The organism is Nocardia sp. NPDC059180, assembly GCF_042754945.1.
Taxonomy (GTDB): domain Bacteria; phylum Actinomycetota; class Actinomycetes; order Mycobacteriales; family Mycobacteriaceae; genus Nocardia.
In genome coordinates this window covers 103,539-120,574 of record NZ_JBHZBU010000001.1, presented here as the reverse complement: position 1 = coordinate 120,574, position 17,036 = coordinate 103,539, and the positions used below count along the sequence as shown (strand labels likewise).

Genomic DNA, 17,036 nt, shown 5'->3' with positions numbered 1-17,036 from the left:
TACCTGCGCGGATGAAACATCTATACCGGCGCAGGCAAACAACCGTATCGACTTTCGAAGGATCAGCACATGTCTCAGCAGCAGGGCAGCACGGCCTCGGTCTCGGTCATCGGTCTCGGCCCGATGGGTCAATCGATGGTGCGGGCCTTCTTGAAGGCGGGTACCGAGGTGACGGTCTGGAACCGCAGCACCGCCAAGGTCGACGCCATGGTGGAGCTCGGCGCCAAGCGCGCCGACACCGTCGCCGAGGCGCTCGACGCCAACGAGGTGATCGTGGTGAGTCTGACCCACTACGACGCCATGTACGACGTGCTCGGCCAGGCGACGGACCATCTCGCGGGCAAGGTCATCGCGAATCTGTCGTCGGATTCGCCGGAGAAGGCGCGCGCGGGTGGCGCCTGGGTGCGTTCACACGGCGCCGAGTTCGTCTCCGGCGGTTTCATGTCGGCGGGCGACAATATCGAGCACCCGGCCTCGTACGTCTTCTACAGCGGGCCGCGCGAGGTGTTCGACGCGCACGCCGAGCTGCTGCGCCCGCTGAGCCCGCAGGAGTACCTCGGCACTGATGACGGTCTGGCGCAGGTCTTCTACCAGGCGCTGCTCATCACCTTCCACCCGTGGATCCTGTCCTACCACCAGGCGCTGGCGGTGGTCGAGCGTTCCGGTCACGACATCGACCAGTTCCTGCCGTACGCCATTCGCTCGGCAGGGGCCTACCCGTTCTTCATGGAGGAGTACGCCAAGGAGGCGAAGGCCGGCGGCTGGGGTGATCGGGCGGCCTTGAAGATGATGGACGCGGGTGCCCAGCACATCATCGACGCCAGCGAGGAGGTCGGCGTCGACGCAACGCTGTCGCACACCTCGCAATCGCTGTGGCGCAAGGCCATCGCCGCGAGCGAGGCGAGTGGCAGCCCGGTCTCCATGTTCCAGCTCATGCGCGGGGACCAGGACTGACGTCGCCCGACGGCCCGGACTCAGGGCGGCGGCAGGTCGCCGAAACCGTGCGGGCCGGTCGACGGGTATGCTGGCATACCATGAAGCGGACGACGGTGAAACTACCCGACGAACTCGACGACCGTCTGCGTCATGAGGCGCAACGGCGGGGAGTCACCGTCTCGGAGATAACTCGTGCCGCGATCACCTGCTATCTGTCTGCGCCGTCCGAGGGGCGTCGGCGGTTCGGTGCGGCCGGTGCCGGGCGCAGCGGGCAGTCGGATGTGTCGAGTCGGATCGATGAGATCCTGAGCACGGAGTGGGGGAAATAAGCGCTCTGGTCGTCGACGCGGGCCCCTTGTATGCCTACGTCGACGCCGATGACGCCCACCACGAAGCATGTTTGGACCTTCTGCAAACCCATCGAGGCCCGCTCGTCGTGCCGACCCTGGTCATCACCGAGGCGGCATATCTCATCAGCACCCGACTCGGCACCGACGCCGAAGTGCGCTTCCTCGGGGATCTAGCAGAGGGCTTGTTCGCGATCGAACCGGTCCACGCCGCCGACTGGCTGCGGATTGCCGAGCTCGTCGCCAGGTATCGCAACCTTCCCCTCGGCACGGCCGATGCGTCGGTAGTCGCCATGGCGGAGCGTCGAGGGCTGGCAGATATTGCCACCACCGATCGGCGGCACTTCACCGCCGTACGCCCTCGGCACGTCGCGAGTTTTACCCTCTATCCGTAGTCCGTCGGGTTGCACTGCTGATGGACGCCCATTCGCAACACGGTATCGGCCTACTGGCAGCGAGCCATCGCAGACAGCGAAGAAGCCGGAACGCCGATTCCGACGTTCCGGCTGTTTCGCGGCCGCGCGGGGTGAATCAGGCCGTCTCCGAAGACGATCCGAGCCGCGGGAAGGGGGCGGTGGAGAAGACAACCTCCACCGTCACCTCGAAATACTCCGCGATCCGCAAGGCCAGATGCAGGCTCGGGCTGTACTCGCCGCGCTCCAGATACCCAATCGTCTGGTAGTGCACGCCGAGCGCTTCCGCGAGTTCGCGCCGGGAGATGCCGCGCTCGGCGCGCAGCATCGCGATCCGGTTGTAGATGACCTCAGTAGGCACGCTGCAAGGCTTTCTCACGACGTTCGGCCATGGCGGCTCCCGATTCGCGCCGGGCCATCCGGCGCATCACGATCGGGGCGATCAGCAGTCCGGCGGCTGCCCAGATTCCCAGTACCGCAGCGGTTTCCAGATGCCGCCAGGACTGTTCGAGCTCGACCGCCTCCGCGCTCGCGGGCAGCATCGCCGATCGCATACCGAGCCCGATCCAGTACATCGGGAATACCTGCCCGATAACCTGCAACCAGCCCGGCAGTCCGGTGATCGGGTAGAAAATGCCCGAGATGGCGACCAGACCCATCAGCGGCATGGTGAAGAAGAACAGGCCGCGGGGATCGTCGAAGACCGCACCGAGGATCGCGCCGATCGACAGCACTGCGAGCAGGCCGAGCGCCAGTACCCACGCCAGCGTCAGCCAGGAACCGACGCTGTCGAGCGCCACTCCTCCCACGATCACCATGCCCACGCCCAGCAGGATAACCACCTGCGCGAGCACCGCTCCGGCGCTGGCGCCGATCTTGCCGATGAAATAGCCGATCATCCCGTTCGGTGTGGCCTTGGCCCGGAGTAGGGTGCCGTCCTCGCGATCCAGAACCAGATACTGGGCGACGGTGTACAACCCGTTGAACCCGATGATCATCCCGAGCACGCTGGGCAGTGCCAGCGCGCCGAGCTCCAAACCGGTGTCCTGGAAGGTGCTGTTGCGCATGAAGAACAACGCAACCAGTATCAGGATCGGGGTGAGGATGACGCCGGCAACATCCTCGCCATTGGTGAACAGCATCCGCAATTCGATCCGCGCCCGGGTGAATCCGGCCCGAATCGCGACCATGGTTGGGTTCATCGCGCGACCTCCTCGATGGCGTGGATCTCCGCCTGTTCGGACCCGGACTCGTAGTGCCGGACCAGCGCCACATAGGTTTCCTCGAGCGAACCACGGCGTACCTCGAGTTCACCGATATCCGCTCCGAACTGCTGGAACAGCTCGTAGACGAACTTGGTCGACTCTGCGGTGGTGTGCACGAACCGCTGGTCGTCTCGGGTCCAGCGCACCTCGGCGTCCACCGATACCCGGCGTGCCAATTCGTCGGCGGAACCGTCGGCGATGATCCGGCCGCCGGCCAGGATCAGGATGCGGTCGGCGAGCTTTTCCGCCTCGTCCAGATCGTGGGTGGTAAGCAGAATCGTGGTCTGCTGCTCGTCGGCCAAGCGGTGCACCAGGTCGTGGAACTCGCGACGAGCCTCCGGGTCGAAACCGGCGGTCGGCTCGTCGAGGAACAACACCTCGGGCTTCCCGACGACGCCGATGGCCACATCCAGTCTGCGGCGTTGCCCACCGGACAGAGTCGAGACCTTGGCGCCGGCATGTTCGGTGAGGCCGACCAGGGCGATGAGTTCATCGGCGTCCCATGGCCGTCGCGTGCTGTCGGTGCTGTAGGGGCCGTAGAAGGAGCCGAGGTAGGCGAGCAGTTCGCGCACCCGCCATTTGCTGTGGTCGCGCCATGATTGCAGAACCACCCCGACGCGTGAGCGCCAGGCTTCGTCGCCGTGCACCGGTTCGACGCCGAGCACTTCGACCCGGCCGGCCGATGGCGCGCGGAACCCCTCGAGGATTTCGATGGTTGTGGTCTTGCCCGCGCCGTTGGGCCCGAGCATGACCAGGACTTCGCCGTGTCGCGCCTGGAACGTGACGTCGTTGAGGACGTCGTTGGTGCCGTAGCGCATGCGCAGCTTCTCGACATTGAGCACTACGCCATCACCCACAGTCATGGTTTCCCTCCCTGTCGTGGGTTAGTGATGGTTTGTAGCATACCTACTACATTTCGCAGTGACAATGCTTAGTGGCTCAGCATTGACATGCAGCTGCATGGCTGCCTATCCTCGAATCATGCAGCCAAATGGCTGCATATAATGAGAGAACGGCGATGGACGAGATATTCAAAGCGCTGTCCGACCCCAGTCGCAGGCGGCTACTCGACAGCCTCCAGGCTCACAATGGCCAGAGCCTGCGGGAACTGTGCGCGGGCCTGGATATGGCCCGCCAATCGGTCAGCAAGCATCTGGCCGTGCTCGAGGCCGCCAACCTGGTGACCACCAGACGTAGTGGCCGGGAAAAACTGCACTACCTCAATGCCGAACCCATCAACGCCATCGCCGACCGCTGGATCAACCGCTATCACCGCGCGCGAGTGAACACCCTCGCCGACCTGAAATCCGTATTGGAGACCAGTCCGATGAGCGACACCGAATTCGTCTACACCACCTACATCAAAACCACGCCGGAAAAGCTCTGGCAGGCACTCACCGACCCCGCTTTCACCGGCCGCTACTGGGGCGCCACCTTCGACACCGACTGGCAGCAGGGCTCGGAAATGGTGTGGAAACAAGGCAATTGGGTCGGCAAAGACCCGGAACAAGTCGTGCTCGAATCCGATCCTCCGCGCAGGCTGTCCTACACCTGGCACACCATCGGCCCGGAGTTCGCCGCCGAGTTCGGCATGGACCCCGCCGAACTCGCCGAATGGTCCGCCGAATCGCGCTCCAAGATCACCTTCGAGATCGAACCGCAGGGTGAGGTCGTGAAGCTGACCGTCGTCCACGACGGTTTCGACCCCGGAAGCCGCGTCCTCGACGGCATCCAGGGCGGCTGGCCCGCGATCCTGTCGAGCCTCAAGACGCTGCTGGAAACCGGAGATGTGTTGCCCGAGCCCGCCGAATAGCGGCCGGTCGAGCGGCAACCACGGACGGATTTCCGCTCGTTCGAATCCTTTCTCGGTCGCGGATGCTCTTATGGTTGTGACAGTCGAACCGAGACAAGGGCCGCGAGCCATGCCCGCGTGGTCGCGCCCGCACCATCCATCGCGCCGGTCCCCTCGAGGAGGTGGATGGAATGGAACGCGGATGGGCCGGTGAACAGCTCGTGGAGGCGGCCCAGCGGGGTGATCCGGAGGCGATCTCCGCGATCGTCTCCGGCGCCCATCCGCATGTGCGGAGGTTCGCGCAACAATTGTGTGCGTCCTCTGCCGACGCCGAGGACGCCGCGCAAGAGGCTTTGATCACCCTGTATCGCAAGATCGGGACGCTGCGCACCGCGGCAGCCATCGCCTCGTGGATGTTCCGCATCGTGCGCAACGAATGTTTGCGCCGCGCCCGTCGCGCGCTCGACCGCGGGCCGCTGATCGACACCCCCGGCGCCGACACGGTTCTCTCGGCCGAGGACGAAGTCCTGCGCCGGCTCGAGACCGACCAGCTGACGCAGGCGATCACAGCGTTACCCGATCTCCAGCGCAGGGCGCTGATCATGCGTGATGTGCTCGGATACCCGGGACGCGAGACCGCCGAAGCGCTCGGCCTCAGCACCGCGGCCATGAAGTCGCAGCTGCACCGCGCCCGCGCCGCGATCCGGGAAAGCCTCAGCTCGAATCTGTAGTCCGCCATCCCCTACGCGAGTGCGGCCCTCTCGTCGCCGATCCCACGCCAACCGCTTGCGCCAGTGATCGGCCTCCGCGCGCCGCGATGCGTGAAATCGCCCTCCCGAATAGAAGGAAGTCCCGCCATGCTCACCCCCGGATCCTCCGCACCGGCAATCGAACTCGAAGACACCGCAGGACAGGCCTGGCGTCTGTCCGATCACCTCCGCCCGCGCAGTGCCCTCGTGTACTTCATGCGGTCGACGTCCTGCCCGATATGCAACCGCCACGTTCGCGACCTCGTCGCGCGCCGAGACGAGTTCGCCGCCGACAACGTCGGTGTCTACATCGCGGTACCCGAAGACCGCGATCGCGCCCTCGCCTGGAAAACCAAGCACGGCATCCCTTTCCCTGTCCTGGTCGGCTCCGACCGAACCCCGCACGAGTCGATCGGCCTGACCCGCACCGTCTTCGGCTCGATGCAGCAGTCGGGCAGCATCCTCGTCGACCCGGACGGCATCATCCGCCACGTCCACGGCGCCACACTGCCCACCAGCAGCTACGACAAGAAGGGCATCCTCGCCGCCATCGATTCCATGCGGAGCGGCACTCGCTCGTGACCTGGGCCGACCCCCGCGCTGTGCGGCAAGTCGGCCGGCCTCGGCCGTGCCGGCCCTGCTCTTCTGTCGCCAGAGTTGGGGAGTCCCGCGCAGTCGATCGCAGTGGATGATTCTGATTGTTGACAGATCACGGACTGCCTGTCGTCGCACATCGATCTACCGATGCGTGATGGGCAGTCGGTGGTTCCGTCGATCCGGCGCACGGCTCTTGCCCGTGACGGTTCAGTGGTAGCAGAAAGAGAATGGGTGCTGATGATGCGGGCCGGTAGACGGTTGCGTGTGGTGATCGGTGTTGCGCTGGGCGTGCTGGCGCTCGCGTTGGTGCTCGGTGCGTGTTCGTCCGGTGGGTCCGACTCGGATGCGCCGGCTTCGAGCACGGTGACCAAGACTTCAGTCGCCGGGTCGAAGACGGTGACGCCGACGAAGTCCGGTACGACGCAGGAGAATCCGGGCGGGTCGCAGGGCGGGTCGCAGTCCGGAGGCAGTGGGTCTGCGGGACAGGGTGACGGCGGCGGTTCCGGGCAGCCCGCGGGTCCGCAGCCGGACGGCTCTGGGAACCACGAGGACTCGGATAACGCGCATCCGACAGAGCATTTCCCCCCGTGTGAGCCCGGTTTTTGCGGGCACGACCACTGCGGGCCCGGCGAATGCGGCGAGACGCCGCCGGGCGGCACCGACAATTGCGGTCCCGGCCAATGTGGTGCGCCGACGAATTGCGCGGGCGAGCGTGACTACACAGGTGATCCGCGGTCGGCTGACGAGATCAACAAGATCGGCATGCGGGACGGCAAGTGCCCGGACCCGATTCGTCCCACCACGACCACGACGACCTCGCCGGCGGAAACTACGCCCGAGCAGACGTCATCGTCTGCTCCCGCGCCGACCGTCACTACCGCACCGGCCGCGTAACGGGAGGTCCGAATCACCGGCTCGCCTGCCCCCGGCGGTCATCCTTCGGCCCGCCGGGGCAGGCTTTCCGGAAGCGTCCATCCGCGCCAATGCGCGATGAGGCACAGTCCGGCGCCGAGGCCGGTCGCGCAGATCATGCCGATGGTGGGATGGCCCGCGCTGCTGATCGCGACCATGACGATGCTCGCCGCCAGCGCGGCCGTCGCGTAGAGGGTGTTGCCGCCGAAGATTCGAGGGGTTCGGCGGAGCACGATGTCGCGGACCATGCCACCGCCGACGGCGGTGATGGTGCCAAGTAGCACCGCGGGCAGCCAGCCCAACCCCACCGCGAGCGTCTTCTGTGCGCCGGTGGCGGCCCAGCAGCCGAGGGCGACGGCGTCGACGAACAGGAATGTGCGGTCCCAGATCTTGCCTTCGATCAGCAGCACAAAAGCGGTCAACGCGCCGGTCAGCGCGATCGCGAGGTAGGCGTAGTTGGTCAACGCGATCGGGGTTCCGCGCTGTAGCAGTGTGTCGCGGATGAGGCCGCCGCCGAGCCCGGACAGTATCGCCAGGGTCACGAAGCCGATCGGGTCGAACCGCTCCGCGCGGGCGAGTACTCCGCCCAATATCGCGTTGGCGAGTACTCCGCTCAGGTCGAGCACAAGGAACACATCGGTCAGATCAGCCGCCTCCACCCGCACATCGTCCACCAGTTCTGGGGCAACGGTGATCGGACGACACGCCAGTGTTGAGAACAAAAAGAGAGCACTGCTCTTGACTCCGGTGTCGACATGTGAGACTGTTGTTCTCAACAGAGAGCAATGCTCACCAGGAGGCGGACATGACCGGCAACAACGCGACCAACCGATACATCGGCCCGGGCCGGGGTGAGGCGACCATGAATCGGATCGCGAACCTGCTGCCCAAGCTGGGGATCAGCGTGATGGGTTCGCGGCTGCTCGCGGTGCGTGGGCGTAAGAGTGGCGAGTGGCGGACGACGATGGTCAATGTGATGGATGCCGACGGGGCGCGCTACCTGGTCGCGCCGCGCGGGCACACCCAGTGGGTGCGGAATCTGCGGGTGGCCGGTGGGGGCGAGCTGCGCCTCGGGCGGAAGGTGGAGGCGTTCACCGTGAGCGAGGTCGACGACGCCGACAAGGTGCCGTTGCTGCGCCTCTACCTGAAGCGTTGGGGCTGGGAGGTGGGCCGGTTCTTCGACGGCATCACCAAGGACTCCACCGACGACGAGCTGGCCGCGGTTGCACCGGGGTTCCCCGTCTTCCGTATCGCCTGATCAGCGCCGAATCAGGAATTCGATGGCGGCGGCATAACCGAACACGCCCATGCCTGCGATCACGGCCGTCGCGATGGGGGAGATGAAGGAGTGGTGCCGGAACTCCTCGCGGGCATGCACATTGCTGACGTGCACCTCCACGATCGGAACCTCCGGAATCACCAGCGCGTCGCGCAGGGCCACCGAGGTATGGGTGAGCCCACCGGGATTGATCACGATTCCCGAGACCGTCCCGCGGGCCTGATGGATCCGATCGATCAGGGCGCCCTCGGAGTTGGATTGGAAAGCCTGCGCCTCGCGGCCGAGTCCGGTGGCGGTGCGAGTGCACAGCTCCACCACGTCGTCGAGCGTCGCCGAACCGTAGATCTCCGGCTGGCGGACACCGAGCATATTCAGGTTCGGTCCGTTCAGCACCAGGATCGGCAGGTTCGGCGCAGCGGTTTCGGGCATGCCGGCAACCTTACCGATCCGGTCGGCGAGGGCCTCCGAGATTGGCCGCGGGCCGCCCCGGGTATCTATGGAGAAACGCCGAGTGCGGTGGTATCTACACACGGCATGGCCGCTGCCGGTACGGTAGCGGCGCCGGTTGTCTTCGGACTGCCGGACGACGTAGGTGAACGGCCTCGAAGACGGGAGGGATCGGGCACAATTGGGATCGTTGTGTACGGGTTGCGTTCCCGGGTCCGGGGGCGCCGCATACAGGGATCGTTCAGGTACGGTGGTCTTGTTACTGGAGTGACAAGAGTGAAGAGTGGGCGACATGGATGTGTGGGGATCCCGCCGCTTTCGCTTCCGGGGCGCACTGGCCCTCACGGGGGTGGCGGTTCTGGTTTTCGCGATGGGATCGTGTGGTTTAGGTGAGCAGCCGAACGAAGCCGAGGCTGTGGTCGAGCGCTTTACCGAGTTGCTCGACGACCATGACTACGCGGCCGCCGCGGAGCTGACTTCGTACCCCACTGCGGCCTCGGCAACCCTGAAGCAAATGTTCGAGGGCCTGGAATCGGGCGAAGTCGACTACGAGAAGACCCAATTCATCGGACTCGATCCCGCGTCGGGTCTGTTCAGCATGGACGTCGACTGGAACTTCGGCGAGGGCAAGGACTGGAGCTACGGCATCGAAGGTTCGGTGCGCAAGCTCGCCATCGGCTGGCGGATCTCCTGGGACCCCGCGATCGTCATGCCGCAGCTGAGTCACAGCCGCGACGTCAAGCTGGTGCGCACCACACCGAATCCACCACCACGCGTGGTCGATATCGTCGGCGAGCCGATGATGGCCGAGCAGACGATCAACGTGATCAAACTGGATCCGGCACTGATGCCAGATCCGGTTGCCTCCACGAATGCCCTGGCCACCGTGATCGAACCGGTCGCCTCGCTGATCACGGGGCCCTCATTGATGCAGGACCTGGCGTCCTCGCAGGGCAAGCCGATCGTCGCGGTCAGCCTGCGCGACGGCGACTTCAACATCCTCGAGCCGCGCATGGCGCCCATTCCCGGTGTGGTGATGGAAAAGCATCCTCGGCTCATCTCCATCGATCGCCGGGTGCGCTCGCCCATGCTCGACGCGCTGAACGAGGTGTGGAAGGACAGCCAGGAAGCGCACTCCGGGTGGGGCGTCCAGTTGTTCGAAAAAGACGGCCGCTTCATCACCCAGTTGGCCGGCGAGCAGGGCCCGGCAGGACCGGATATCGCCGCAACCCTGGACCAAAAGCTGCAGCGTGCCGCCTTGGACGCGGTGGTCAGCGTGGCTAGTCCCGCTTCGATCGTTGCGATACAGCCCTCGAGCGGTGCGGTGGTCGCGGTTGCCCAGAACGGCTATGCCAGCGCGCACGGACCGGTGGCGTTCACCGGGCTGTACCCGATCGGCGGGAACATCGAGCTGTTCCGCGCCGTCGCGGCGACAGCCAAAGGCAAGGCACCGCAGGACGTGTCCGTGCAGGAAGCGGCCGAGGCCGCCTCGATGCTCGGCGTCGGCGTCGATTTCCGGGTTCCCGGCCTGGACGAGGTCACCGGACGGCTGGCGATCTCGGGACGCAGCGCCGAGCAAGTCCGGCAGGGCGGCGGGGCGGACGCGGTACTGGCCAGTCCCTTCGGGATGGCGATCGCCGCCTCTGCCATCGCGCGTGGTTCGGTGCCGCCACCCATGATCGAACGTGGGCGGCCCGGTGAAACAGATGCTCAGCTCGGCCCATTGGGGGCGCCGATCACGGACCGGCTGCGCACCATGATGCGCGACGGCATGAACGATCCCCGGATGGCAGAGCTGCGGACCTACGGCGGGGTCACCGGCTTTGTGGCGGAAGCGGGCGAGGACGGCTGGTTGATCGCCACGATGGGCGATCTGGCCTTCGCTATTCACATCGACAATCTCGACGGCGGTGACGCGGCAGTCCGCATGGCGGCCCGGATGTTCCGGGCCTTCACCACGCCTGAGCCCTGAGCTGGATCAGTTGATCGCGGTCCACGCCGCGCGCCAGCCGAGCAGGAACAACGCGAGCACACCGGACGCGACCAGCATGAAGCTGAACGCGGTGCCCTGACCGCTGATCGAACGCAGCAGCATGCCACCGCCGAGAGTGCCGAGCCAGACCAGGACTCCGGTGGGCCAGAGCGCACTGCCGTCGAAGCGGGCGCTCTCGCCGTACATCCGGCTCGCCGCGAGTAGCGCCACCAGCCAGCCGACCGCCAGTCCGATGGCGAACGGCCATACCGTCCGCAACAATCCGGCGAGCACCGCCTCGTCGTGACTTTGCCGTCCGATCGCGCAGAACAGGACCACCAGGAGGGCATCGATCACCAACGGCAGGAAAATCCTCACGCGGGTCAGCTTAGTGTTTGTTTCAACAAGCTCCCCGCGACACCACGGTTACACGGTGCGACGCTGTTCGAATTCCTTTTCGTATTCGGCGTCGTCGGCCTGTTTGGTACGGAAAAGGAACGCGAAAACGATCCATCCGATGATCGCCACCAGAATGAAACTCACCAACCGGTAGACGAATGCGGCGGCGACGGCCTGCGCGGCGGGCAGACCCGCGGCGGCGGTAAGGCCATAGATCAGGGTCGCGTCGACGTAAACGATGCCGCCCGGCGCGAACGGAATGGAGCCGACGGCTTTACCCGCGGCGAAAGCGATCAGTAGGCCGGCCCACTTGGGATCTCCACCGACCGCATAACAAGCGGCGCCGAGGCAGGCGACATCGGCGAATCGGTGCACAAGGGCCCATCCGGTCACCCACGCGCCGTCGCGTTTGCCGAGGTCGACCGACTCCAGTTGGGCCAGCATCTCGGTGACTTTGTCCATACCGTGGTCGGCAGGCTGCTTGCGCACCCGGTTCACCAGCGCCAACGATTTGCGCAACACCAGTTCGAGCGCACCTGGATTGCTGGAGATGTAATTGCCCGCCCACACCAGCGCCACGATGGCCAGCACCGTGACGATCAGCTTGACCGGACCCACCCGATTGCCGACCAGCAGCGCACCACCGACCCCGAGCAGCGCCAAGCCCGCCGCGGCGACCACGCCGGAGAACACCAGCTGCCAGGACGCCACCACCGGGCTCGCGCCCCAGCGCCTGGTCTGGCGGTAGGTGAAGGCGGTGGAGAAGACCTGCCCGGCAGGCAGCGTCACCGACATCGCCGTCGCGCCGTAGACGACGGCGACCGATTTACGTTGGCTGACCTCGACACCACCGGCGCTGAGCAGCTGTTTCTGCACCCGCCCGAATCCGCTCATCGACATCGCCTGGAATGCGATGCACAGCGCGACCCAGCCCCAATGAATTTCGGTGAGTGTGCGCCACGATTCGTGCAAACGCGGCCACAGATAGATGGCTTCGCCGATCAACAATGCGAGCAACACCACACCGGCGACCCATTTCAGCCACCGCAATTTCCGCCGAATCGGCGCGACGGTAGCCGCGGGCGAGGCATGATCGCCTGTTGGAGCACCGTTGGCCGTCACTCGGTCAGCCTAACGAACGCACCTGTTCTTCGTCTGCACCGTCGGTCGCCTCGGCGCCGTTCTTCGGCCAGGCCAATCTGGTTTTTCTGCGGCGTCCGCGCAGCTGTACCTCGTCGCCGCTCACCCAAAACTCTTGCTCACTTTCATCGGCGAAATACAGCGCGGAGCCCGAGGCGAGCACCCGACCGGGCTGGTCTTTGGCCAGCTCGGTCAATCGGGACGCCTCGTTGACCGGATCTCCGATGACCGTGTACTCGAAACGGTTGGCCGCACCGATATTCCCCGCAACGGCCAAACCGGCCGACACGCCGATACCGATATCGAGACCGCGCACTTCGCGCAGCGCCTCGCGCAGTTCCCTTGCCGCGGCGAGGGCGGCGCCCGGTGCGTCGGGACGATCCAGCGGCGCACCGAAAATCGCCAGCGCGGCATCGCCGACGAACTTGTTGACGAATCCGTGGTGGCGATCGATGACGTCGACCACGACCCGGAAGAACTCGTTGAGCAGGCTCACCACCTCGGTGGGCGGGCGCTCGGCGGCGGTCGCGGTGGAGCCGACCATATCCACGAACAGCACCGCGACGAAGCGGGTCTCACCACCGAGTTCGGTGCCGTAGTCGAGGGCACGCTGCGCCACCTCGGCGCCGACATGCTGGCCGAACAGCTCTTGCAGCTGCTGGCGGGTGGCGGCCTCCTCCATCATGCGGTTGAAGCCGACCTGCAGCAGCCCGATCTCACTGCCGTCGAACACCTCGACCTGCACATCCCGCGCGCCGGCCTGGACCCGGTTGATCGCCTGGCTGAGCTGGCGCACCGGATCGGAGATGCTCGAGGCGGTGAGCATGGACAACGCCAGCGCCTGCATGATCACCACACCGCACAGCAGCAGAATCGACACCGCGAGCGACTGAGCCGAGAATTTGATGTCGGAGGAGATCTGGGTGACGCACAGCAGCACGATCGCGATCGTCGGGGCGAAGGTGCCCATGCCCCAGGTCATGGCCATTCTGGTGCCGACGCCGGGGGTCAGGGTCTGATCGAAGGTGCCGGAGGTGAGCGCTTCGGCGGCGACCGGGCGCAGGATGCGTTCGCCGAGCATGTAGGTGAAGCCGAACACGATGGTCGCGGCCATACATTCGGTGACGATCACCGCGCCGGCCAGTTCGGGCGTGTCGACGATGATCAGCGAGGCCAGCACCGCGCCGCCGACCAGCCACAACGCCAGATGCAGGATCGCCTGCCGAAGCGGTGCATGCAGCGCGGCCATCTGTTCTTGCCTGCTCGGCGGGCCGCCGCGGACCTGCCAGCGCATCACCGGACGCAGCATCAACGCCGAGGCGACCACGCTGAGCAGGCCGCCGATGGTGAAGACCAAGGCCGGGATCAGCAGGCCGACCCGGCGCGGGCCGCCGAGCTCACCTTCGGGCACCGGCAGCCCGTACTGAATGAACGCCCACACCAGCACCGCGCCGAACGCATTCGCCAGCAGCATCGACGCCAGGTACAGCGGCCAGCGCGTATGCATGGTCTGTTTGACCGCTTCCAAGGGCGCTGACACGATCACCAATCTAGCGTTTCGAACATCTATCCTCTGCGCGGTGGGGTTGCGCCGATAAGCTCGGCAAGGTGACCGAGCCGAAGTCAGGTTCCGCGGGGTCGACGCCGAAGACGGCGGCACAGCGGGAGGGGAGAGCGTCAGCGGCAGCCGACGCGGTGCATCCGATCGTGCGGGTGAGCGCGGAGTGGTCGTGGCGACTACTCGTCATCTTCGCGCTGGTCGCGGTGCTCGCCATGGTCGTGCAGCGCCTGGCGACGGTGGTGATTCCGTTGGCCATCGCCCTGCTGGCTGCGGCACTGCTGGCGCCGCTGGTGGACTGGATGCAGCGACTGGGGATAGCGCGCTGGGTCGGCGTGTTCGTCGTGCTCGCCGGTTCGCTCGGCTTGGTCGCGGGGATCCTCACCTTCGTCGTCGAGCAGTTCGTCGAGGGCGTGCCACAGCTGACCGATCAGTTCACCAACAGCATCAAAGAGGTGCAGAACTGGCTGATCAACGGGCCGATCCATCTCAGCGAGGACCAGATCCGCAGCGCGGGCGACACCGCGGTCAAGACCATCCAGTCCAATCAGGACGAGCTGACCAGCGGGGCGCTGACCACGGCGACAGTGATCGGGCACATCCTCACCGGCACCTTCCTCACGCTATTCATCCTGATCTTCTTCCTCTATGGCGGCGATCAGATCTGGCAGTTCGTCACCAGGATCGTGCCGAAGCCGCATCGGCAGCGGGTGCGTACCGCCGGTGAGCTCGGCTTCGGGTCGCTGGTCGGGTTCGTGCGCGCGACGGTGGCGGTGGCGGCGGTCGATGCGATCGGTATCGGCGCCGGGCTGGCGATCCTGGGGGTGCCGCTGGCGCTGCCACTGGCGTCACTGGTGTTCGTCGGCGCGTTCATCCCGATCATCGGCGCGTTCCTGGCCGGCTTCGTCGCGGTGTTCATCGCGCTGGTCACCAAGGGGCTGGTGACGGCGCTGATCGTGCTCGGCATCATCATCGCGGTGATGCAGTTGGAAGGCCATGTGCTGCAACCGCTGCTGCTGGGCCGGGCGGTGAGCATCCATCCGCTGGCGGTAGTGCTGGCCATCACCGCGGGTGTGGTGCTCGGCGGTATCGCGGGTGGTCTGCTCGCCGTGCCGTTCGTCGCGGTGATGAATACCGCGATCCGGTCGTTGCTGGCCGACGATCCGGAGGAGTTGTTCGAGGAGCTGCAGACCGACGACGACGAGCGCGGCCGGCTGTATTCGGCCGAACCGGACGAGCCCGAGCCGGGCCGGTTCGATCTGTCGGCGATGCTGGCCGAGGCACAGCATAAGCCCGAATCGGGCAAGGCCGCCGCGGACAAGCCTGCCGATGATTCCGGGACAGCCGATGACGCGACCTCGCACGATTGAGCTGAGCGCCGCCGACACCGCGACCGCGCCGCTGTGGCGGGCCGCGCAGGCGTTCCGGCTGGTGACCCTGCTGTATGCGGTAGGCCAGCAGATCGCCTCGGTGCCGTACTACCAAAACCAGCGGCTGAGCTGGGTGCTGATCGCGATAATGGCCGTGTGGTCGGGTGTCTCGGCGATCATGTTGTCGCAGTGGCATTTCCCCGACGCGATTCGGCTGCGTGGCTGGGTGGTGCTCGGCGACCATGTGGTGGTGATCGCGCTGATGGCCTCGACCCGGCTGGTCGCCGATTACGACTGGTACCACGGCCATCAGACCCTGCCGACGACGCTGTGGGCGACCAATGCGGTGATCTCGGCGGCGATCCTGCGCGGACCGCTGCTCGGTGTCTTGTCCGGAGTGCTGATCGCGGCCACCAGCATCACCGTGCGCGACCAGTGGGGCCAAGACGTGTGGACGGATGCGACCGCGCCCGTTCTGGTGTCGGTGGGGCTGGCGCTCGGACTCGCCGCCAATACCGCGCGCGCCGCGCAACGTCAGCTGGAGCGTGCGGTGCGGTTGACTGCGGCGACCGAGGAACGCGAGCGGCTCGCCCGTCAAGTGCACGACGGGGTGCTGCAAGTACTCAGCTACATCAAACGTCGCGGCACCGAAATCGGCGGACCCACCGAAGAACTGGCCCGTCGGGCGGGCGAGCAGGAGGTGGCGCTTCGGGTGCTGATCTCCGAACAGGGCACCCGTGTCGACGACGGCGGCGCCGAGGTCGATCTGCGTCCGCTGCTGACCGAGCACGCCACGCCGACCGTCTTCGTATCGACACCGGGCGATCCGGTGCCGGTCGGGCGATGGGCGGCGGGCGAGATCGCGGCGGCCGTCGCCACCGCGCTGTCGAATGTCGGACTGCATGCCGGGCCGGACGCGAAAACCTATGTGCTGCTGGAAGACACTGGTGACGAGCTGATCATCAGCGTGCGCGACGACGGTGTCGGTATCGCGCCAGGACGCCTGGCCGAGGCCGAACGCGAAGGGCGGATGGGGGTTTCACGCTCCATTGTCGGCCGGATCGAGGCGCTGGGTGGCACGGCGGAACTGTTGACCGAGGAAACCGGTGGTGTCGGCTTCGGCACCGAATGGGAAATCCGGGTGCCACGTGGTTGAGCACTCGGACGAGGGAGGTATCGGATGAGCGGCAACGCGATCACCGTGATGGTGGTGGACGACCACCCGATGTGGCGCGACGGTGTCTCGCGCGATCTGGCCGAGTCCGGGTTCGAGGTGGTCGCGACCGCCGACGGTGTGTGCGCGGCGACCAGGCGTGCGGCGGCGGTGCGCCCCGATGTGGTGCTGATGGATATGCAGCTGCCCGACGGCAACGGTGCGCAAGCCACCGGTGAGGTGCTGCGGGTGTCGCCTGCCAGCCGGGTGCTGGTGCTGTCGGCGTCGGCCGAACGCGACGACGTGCTGGACGCGATCAAAGCGGGCGCCATCGGATACCTGGTCAAGAGCGCGTCATCGGCGGAACTGCTCGATGCCGTTCGTGCCACCGCAGCCGGTCAGGCCGTGTTCACACCCGGCCTGGCGGGGCTTGTGCTCGGCGAATACCGGCGCATCGCCACCGCGCCCGCGGATCCGGCGACGCCGCCGCGGCCCGCGCTCACCGATCGCGAGACCGAGGTGCTGCGGATGGTGGCGAAGGGGTTGTCGGCCAAACAGATAGCGTCCCGGCTCGGCCTGTCGCATCGCACCGTGGAGAACCATGTGCAGGCGACGCTGCGGAAGTTGCAGCTGGCCAACCGGGTCGAGCTGACCAGGTACGCGATCGAGCAGGGGCTCGAATAGGCTGGCTCCTCAGCGGCGAGACT

20 protein-coding genes are annotated in these 17,036 nt (G+C 66.2%); 12 read left to right on the top strand and 8 right to left on the bottom strand.

Annotation, left to right across the window (positions count from 1 at the left end):
• Window positions 1-18 precede the first annotated feature (18 nt).
• The 3 genes from ACFXNW_RS00540 to ACFXNW_RS00530 all read left to right on the top strand — a co-directional run bounded on the left by ACFXNW_RS00540 (window position 19) and on the right by ACFXNW_RS00530 (window position 1,678).
• Window positions 19-954 carry an NAD(P)-dependent oxidoreductase gene (locus tag ACFXNW_RS00540; protein WP_379416225.1) on the top strand — a complete coding sequence of 312 codons (936 nt, stop codon included), beginning with the start codon at window positions 19-21 and terminating at the stop codon, window positions 952-954.
• 80 nt (window positions 955-1,034) lie between these two features.
• A complete protein-coding gene (locus tag ACFXNW_RS00535; protein ID WP_379414809.1) occupies window positions 1,035-1,265 on the top strand; it encodes a CopG family transcriptional regulator in 231 nt (76 codons plus the stop codon).
• Complete coding sequence (locus ACFXNW_RS00530) at window positions 1,253-1,678, top strand: type II toxin-antitoxin system VapC family toxin (protein ID WP_379414807.1); 426 nt, start codon at window positions 1,253-1,255, stop codon at window positions 1,676-1,678. The genes ACFXNW_RS00535 and ACFXNW_RS00530 overlap by 13 nt, the downstream gene beginning before the upstream one ends.
• 136 nt (window positions 1,679-1,814) lie before the next feature.
• On the opposite strand, the gene ACFXNW_RS00525 is transcribed toward ACFXNW_RS00530, so the two are convergent.
• From ACFXNW_RS00525 to ACFXNW_RS00515, 3 genes are read right to left on the bottom strand one after another with little or no spacing between them, the layout of a single operon-like run.
• Window positions 1,815-2,057, bottom strand: a complete 243-nt coding sequence (locus ACFXNW_RS00525; RefSeq protein WP_379414805.1) for a helix-turn-helix transcriptional regulator — start codon at window positions 2,055-2,057, stop codon at window positions 1,815-1,817.
• Window positions 2,047-2,898 carry an ABC transporter permease gene (locus ACFXNW_RS00520; protein ID WP_379414804.1) on the bottom strand — a complete coding sequence of 284 codons (852 nt, stop codon included), beginning with the start codon at window positions 2,896-2,898 and terminating at the stop codon, window positions 2,047-2,049. The genes ACFXNW_RS00525 and ACFXNW_RS00520 overlap by 11 nt, the downstream gene beginning before the upstream one ends.
• The gene (locus tag ACFXNW_RS00515) at window positions 2,895-3,824 is read right to left on the bottom strand and encodes an ABC transporter ATP-binding protein (protein ID WP_379414803.1); all 930 of its coding nucleotides are present in this window, start codon (window positions 3,822-3,824) and stop codon (window positions 2,895-2,897) included. Before ACFXNW_RS00515 ends, ACFXNW_RS00520 begins: the two co-directional genes overlap by 4 nt.
• A gap of 155 nt (window positions 3,825-3,979) precedes the next feature.
• Here ACFXNW_RS00515 and ACFXNW_RS00510 point away from each other — a divergent pair, with 155 nt between their 5' ends.
• The 4 genes from ACFXNW_RS00510 to ACFXNW_RS00495 all read left to right on the top strand — a co-directional run bounded on the left by ACFXNW_RS00510 (window position 3,980) and on the right by ACFXNW_RS00495 (window position 6,993).
• On the top strand, window positions 3,980-4,774 hold the full coding sequence (locus tag ACFXNW_RS00510; protein ID WP_379414802.1) for an ArsR/SmtB family transcription factor: 795 nt from the start codon (window positions 3,980-3,982) through the stop codon (window positions 4,772-4,774).
• 170 nt (window positions 4,775-4,944) lie between these two features.
• The gene (locus ACFXNW_RS00505; RefSeq protein WP_379414801.1) at window positions 4,945-5,484 is read left to right on the top strand and encodes an RNA polymerase sigma factor; all 540 of its coding nucleotides are present in this window, start codon (window positions 4,945-4,947) and stop codon (window positions 5,482-5,484) included.
• Window positions 5,485-5,610: 126 nt separating this feature from the next.
• Complete coding sequence (locus ACFXNW_RS00500) at window positions 5,611-6,084, top strand: peroxiredoxin family protein (protein WP_379414800.1); 474 nt, start codon at window positions 5,611-5,613, stop codon at window positions 6,082-6,084.
• Window positions 6,085-6,246: 162 nt separating this feature from the next.
• On the top strand, window positions 6,247-6,993 hold the full coding sequence (locus ACFXNW_RS00495; RefSeq protein ID WP_379414799.1) for a hypothetical protein: 747 nt from the start codon (window positions 6,247-6,249) through the stop codon (window positions 6,991-6,993).
• 38 nt (window positions 6,994-7,031) lie between these two features.
• Here ACFXNW_RS00495 and ACFXNW_RS00490 read toward each other — a convergent pair whose 3' ends face one another.
• On the bottom strand, window positions 7,032-7,685 hold the full coding sequence (locus ACFXNW_RS00490; protein ID WP_379414798.1) for a trimeric intracellular cation channel family protein: 654 nt from the start codon (window positions 7,683-7,685) through the stop codon (window positions 7,032-7,034).
• Between the two features lie 131 nt (window positions 7,686-7,816).
• On the opposite strand from ACFXNW_RS00490, the gene ACFXNW_RS00485 reads away from it, so the two are divergent.
• Window positions 7,817-8,269, top strand: coding sequence for a nitroreductase family deazaflavin-dependent oxidoreductase (locus ACFXNW_RS00485; protein WP_379414797.1), 453 nt, complete (start codon window positions 7,817-7,819; stop codon window positions 8,267-8,269).
• Here ACFXNW_RS00485 and aroQ read toward each other — a convergent pair whose 3' ends face one another.
• A complete protein-coding gene (aroQ, locus tag ACFXNW_RS00480; protein ID WP_379414796.1) occupies window positions 8,270-8,719 on the bottom strand; it encodes a type II 3-dehydroquinate dehydratase in 450 nt (149 codons plus the stop codon).
• Window positions 8,720-9,029: 310 nt separating this feature from the next.
• Between aroQ and ACFXNW_RS00475 the strand changes: the two genes are divergently transcribed.
• Window positions 9,030-10,709 (top strand): NTF2-like N-terminal transpeptidase domain-containing protein, encoded by a 1,680-nt coding sequence (locus ACFXNW_RS00475; RefSeq protein ID WP_379414795.1) that lies wholly within the window; start codon window positions 9,030-9,032, stop codon window positions 10,707-10,709.
• Between the two features lie 6 nt (window positions 10,710-10,715).
• On the opposite strand, the gene ACFXNW_RS00470 is transcribed toward ACFXNW_RS00475, so the two are convergent.
• From ACFXNW_RS00470 to ACFXNW_RS00460, 3 genes are read right to left on the bottom strand one after another with little or no spacing between them, the layout of a single operon-like run.
• Window positions 10,716-11,087, bottom strand: coding sequence for a DUF3054 domain-containing protein (locus ACFXNW_RS00470; protein ID WP_379414794.1), 372 nt, complete (start codon window positions 11,085-11,087; stop codon window positions 10,716-10,718).
• A gap of 48 nt (window positions 11,088-11,135) precedes the next feature.
• Window positions 11,136-12,230: a YbhN family protein gene (locus tag ACFXNW_RS00465; RefSeq protein WP_379414793.1), complete on the bottom strand. Its 1,095-nt coding sequence runs from the start codon at window positions 12,228-12,230 to the stop codon at window positions 11,136-11,138.
• 4 nt (window positions 12,231-12,234) lie between these two features.
• Window positions 12,235-13,755, bottom strand: a complete 1,521-nt coding sequence (locus tag ACFXNW_RS00460) for an adenylate/guanylate cyclase domain-containing protein (protein ID WP_379416224.1) — start codon at window positions 13,753-13,755, stop codon at window positions 12,235-12,237.
• Between the two features lie 188 nt (window positions 13,756-13,943).
• On the opposite strand from ACFXNW_RS00460, the gene ACFXNW_RS00455 reads away from it, so the two are divergent.
• From ACFXNW_RS00455 to ACFXNW_RS00445, 3 genes are read left to right on the top strand one after another with little or no spacing between them, the layout of a single operon-like run.
• A complete protein-coding gene (locus ACFXNW_RS00455; RefSeq protein WP_379416222.1) occupies window positions 13,944-15,176 on the top strand; it encodes an AI-2E family transporter in 1,233 nt (410 codons plus the stop codon).
• Window positions 15,154-16,332 carry a MacS family sensor histidine kinase gene (gene macS / locus ACFXNW_RS00450; RefSeq protein ID WP_379414792.1) on the top strand — a complete coding sequence of 393 codons (1,179 nt, stop codon included), beginning with the start codon at window positions 15,154-15,156 and terminating at the stop codon, window positions 16,330-16,332. Before ACFXNW_RS00455 ends, macS begins: the two co-directional genes overlap by 23 nt.
• A 24-nt stretch (window positions 16,333-16,356) precedes the next feature.
• On the top strand, window positions 16,357-17,013 hold the full coding sequence (locus ACFXNW_RS00445; RefSeq protein ID WP_379414791.1) for a response regulator: 657 nt from the start codon (window positions 16,357-16,359) through the stop codon (window positions 17,011-17,013).
• Window positions 17,014-17,036 lie beyond the last annotated feature (23 nt).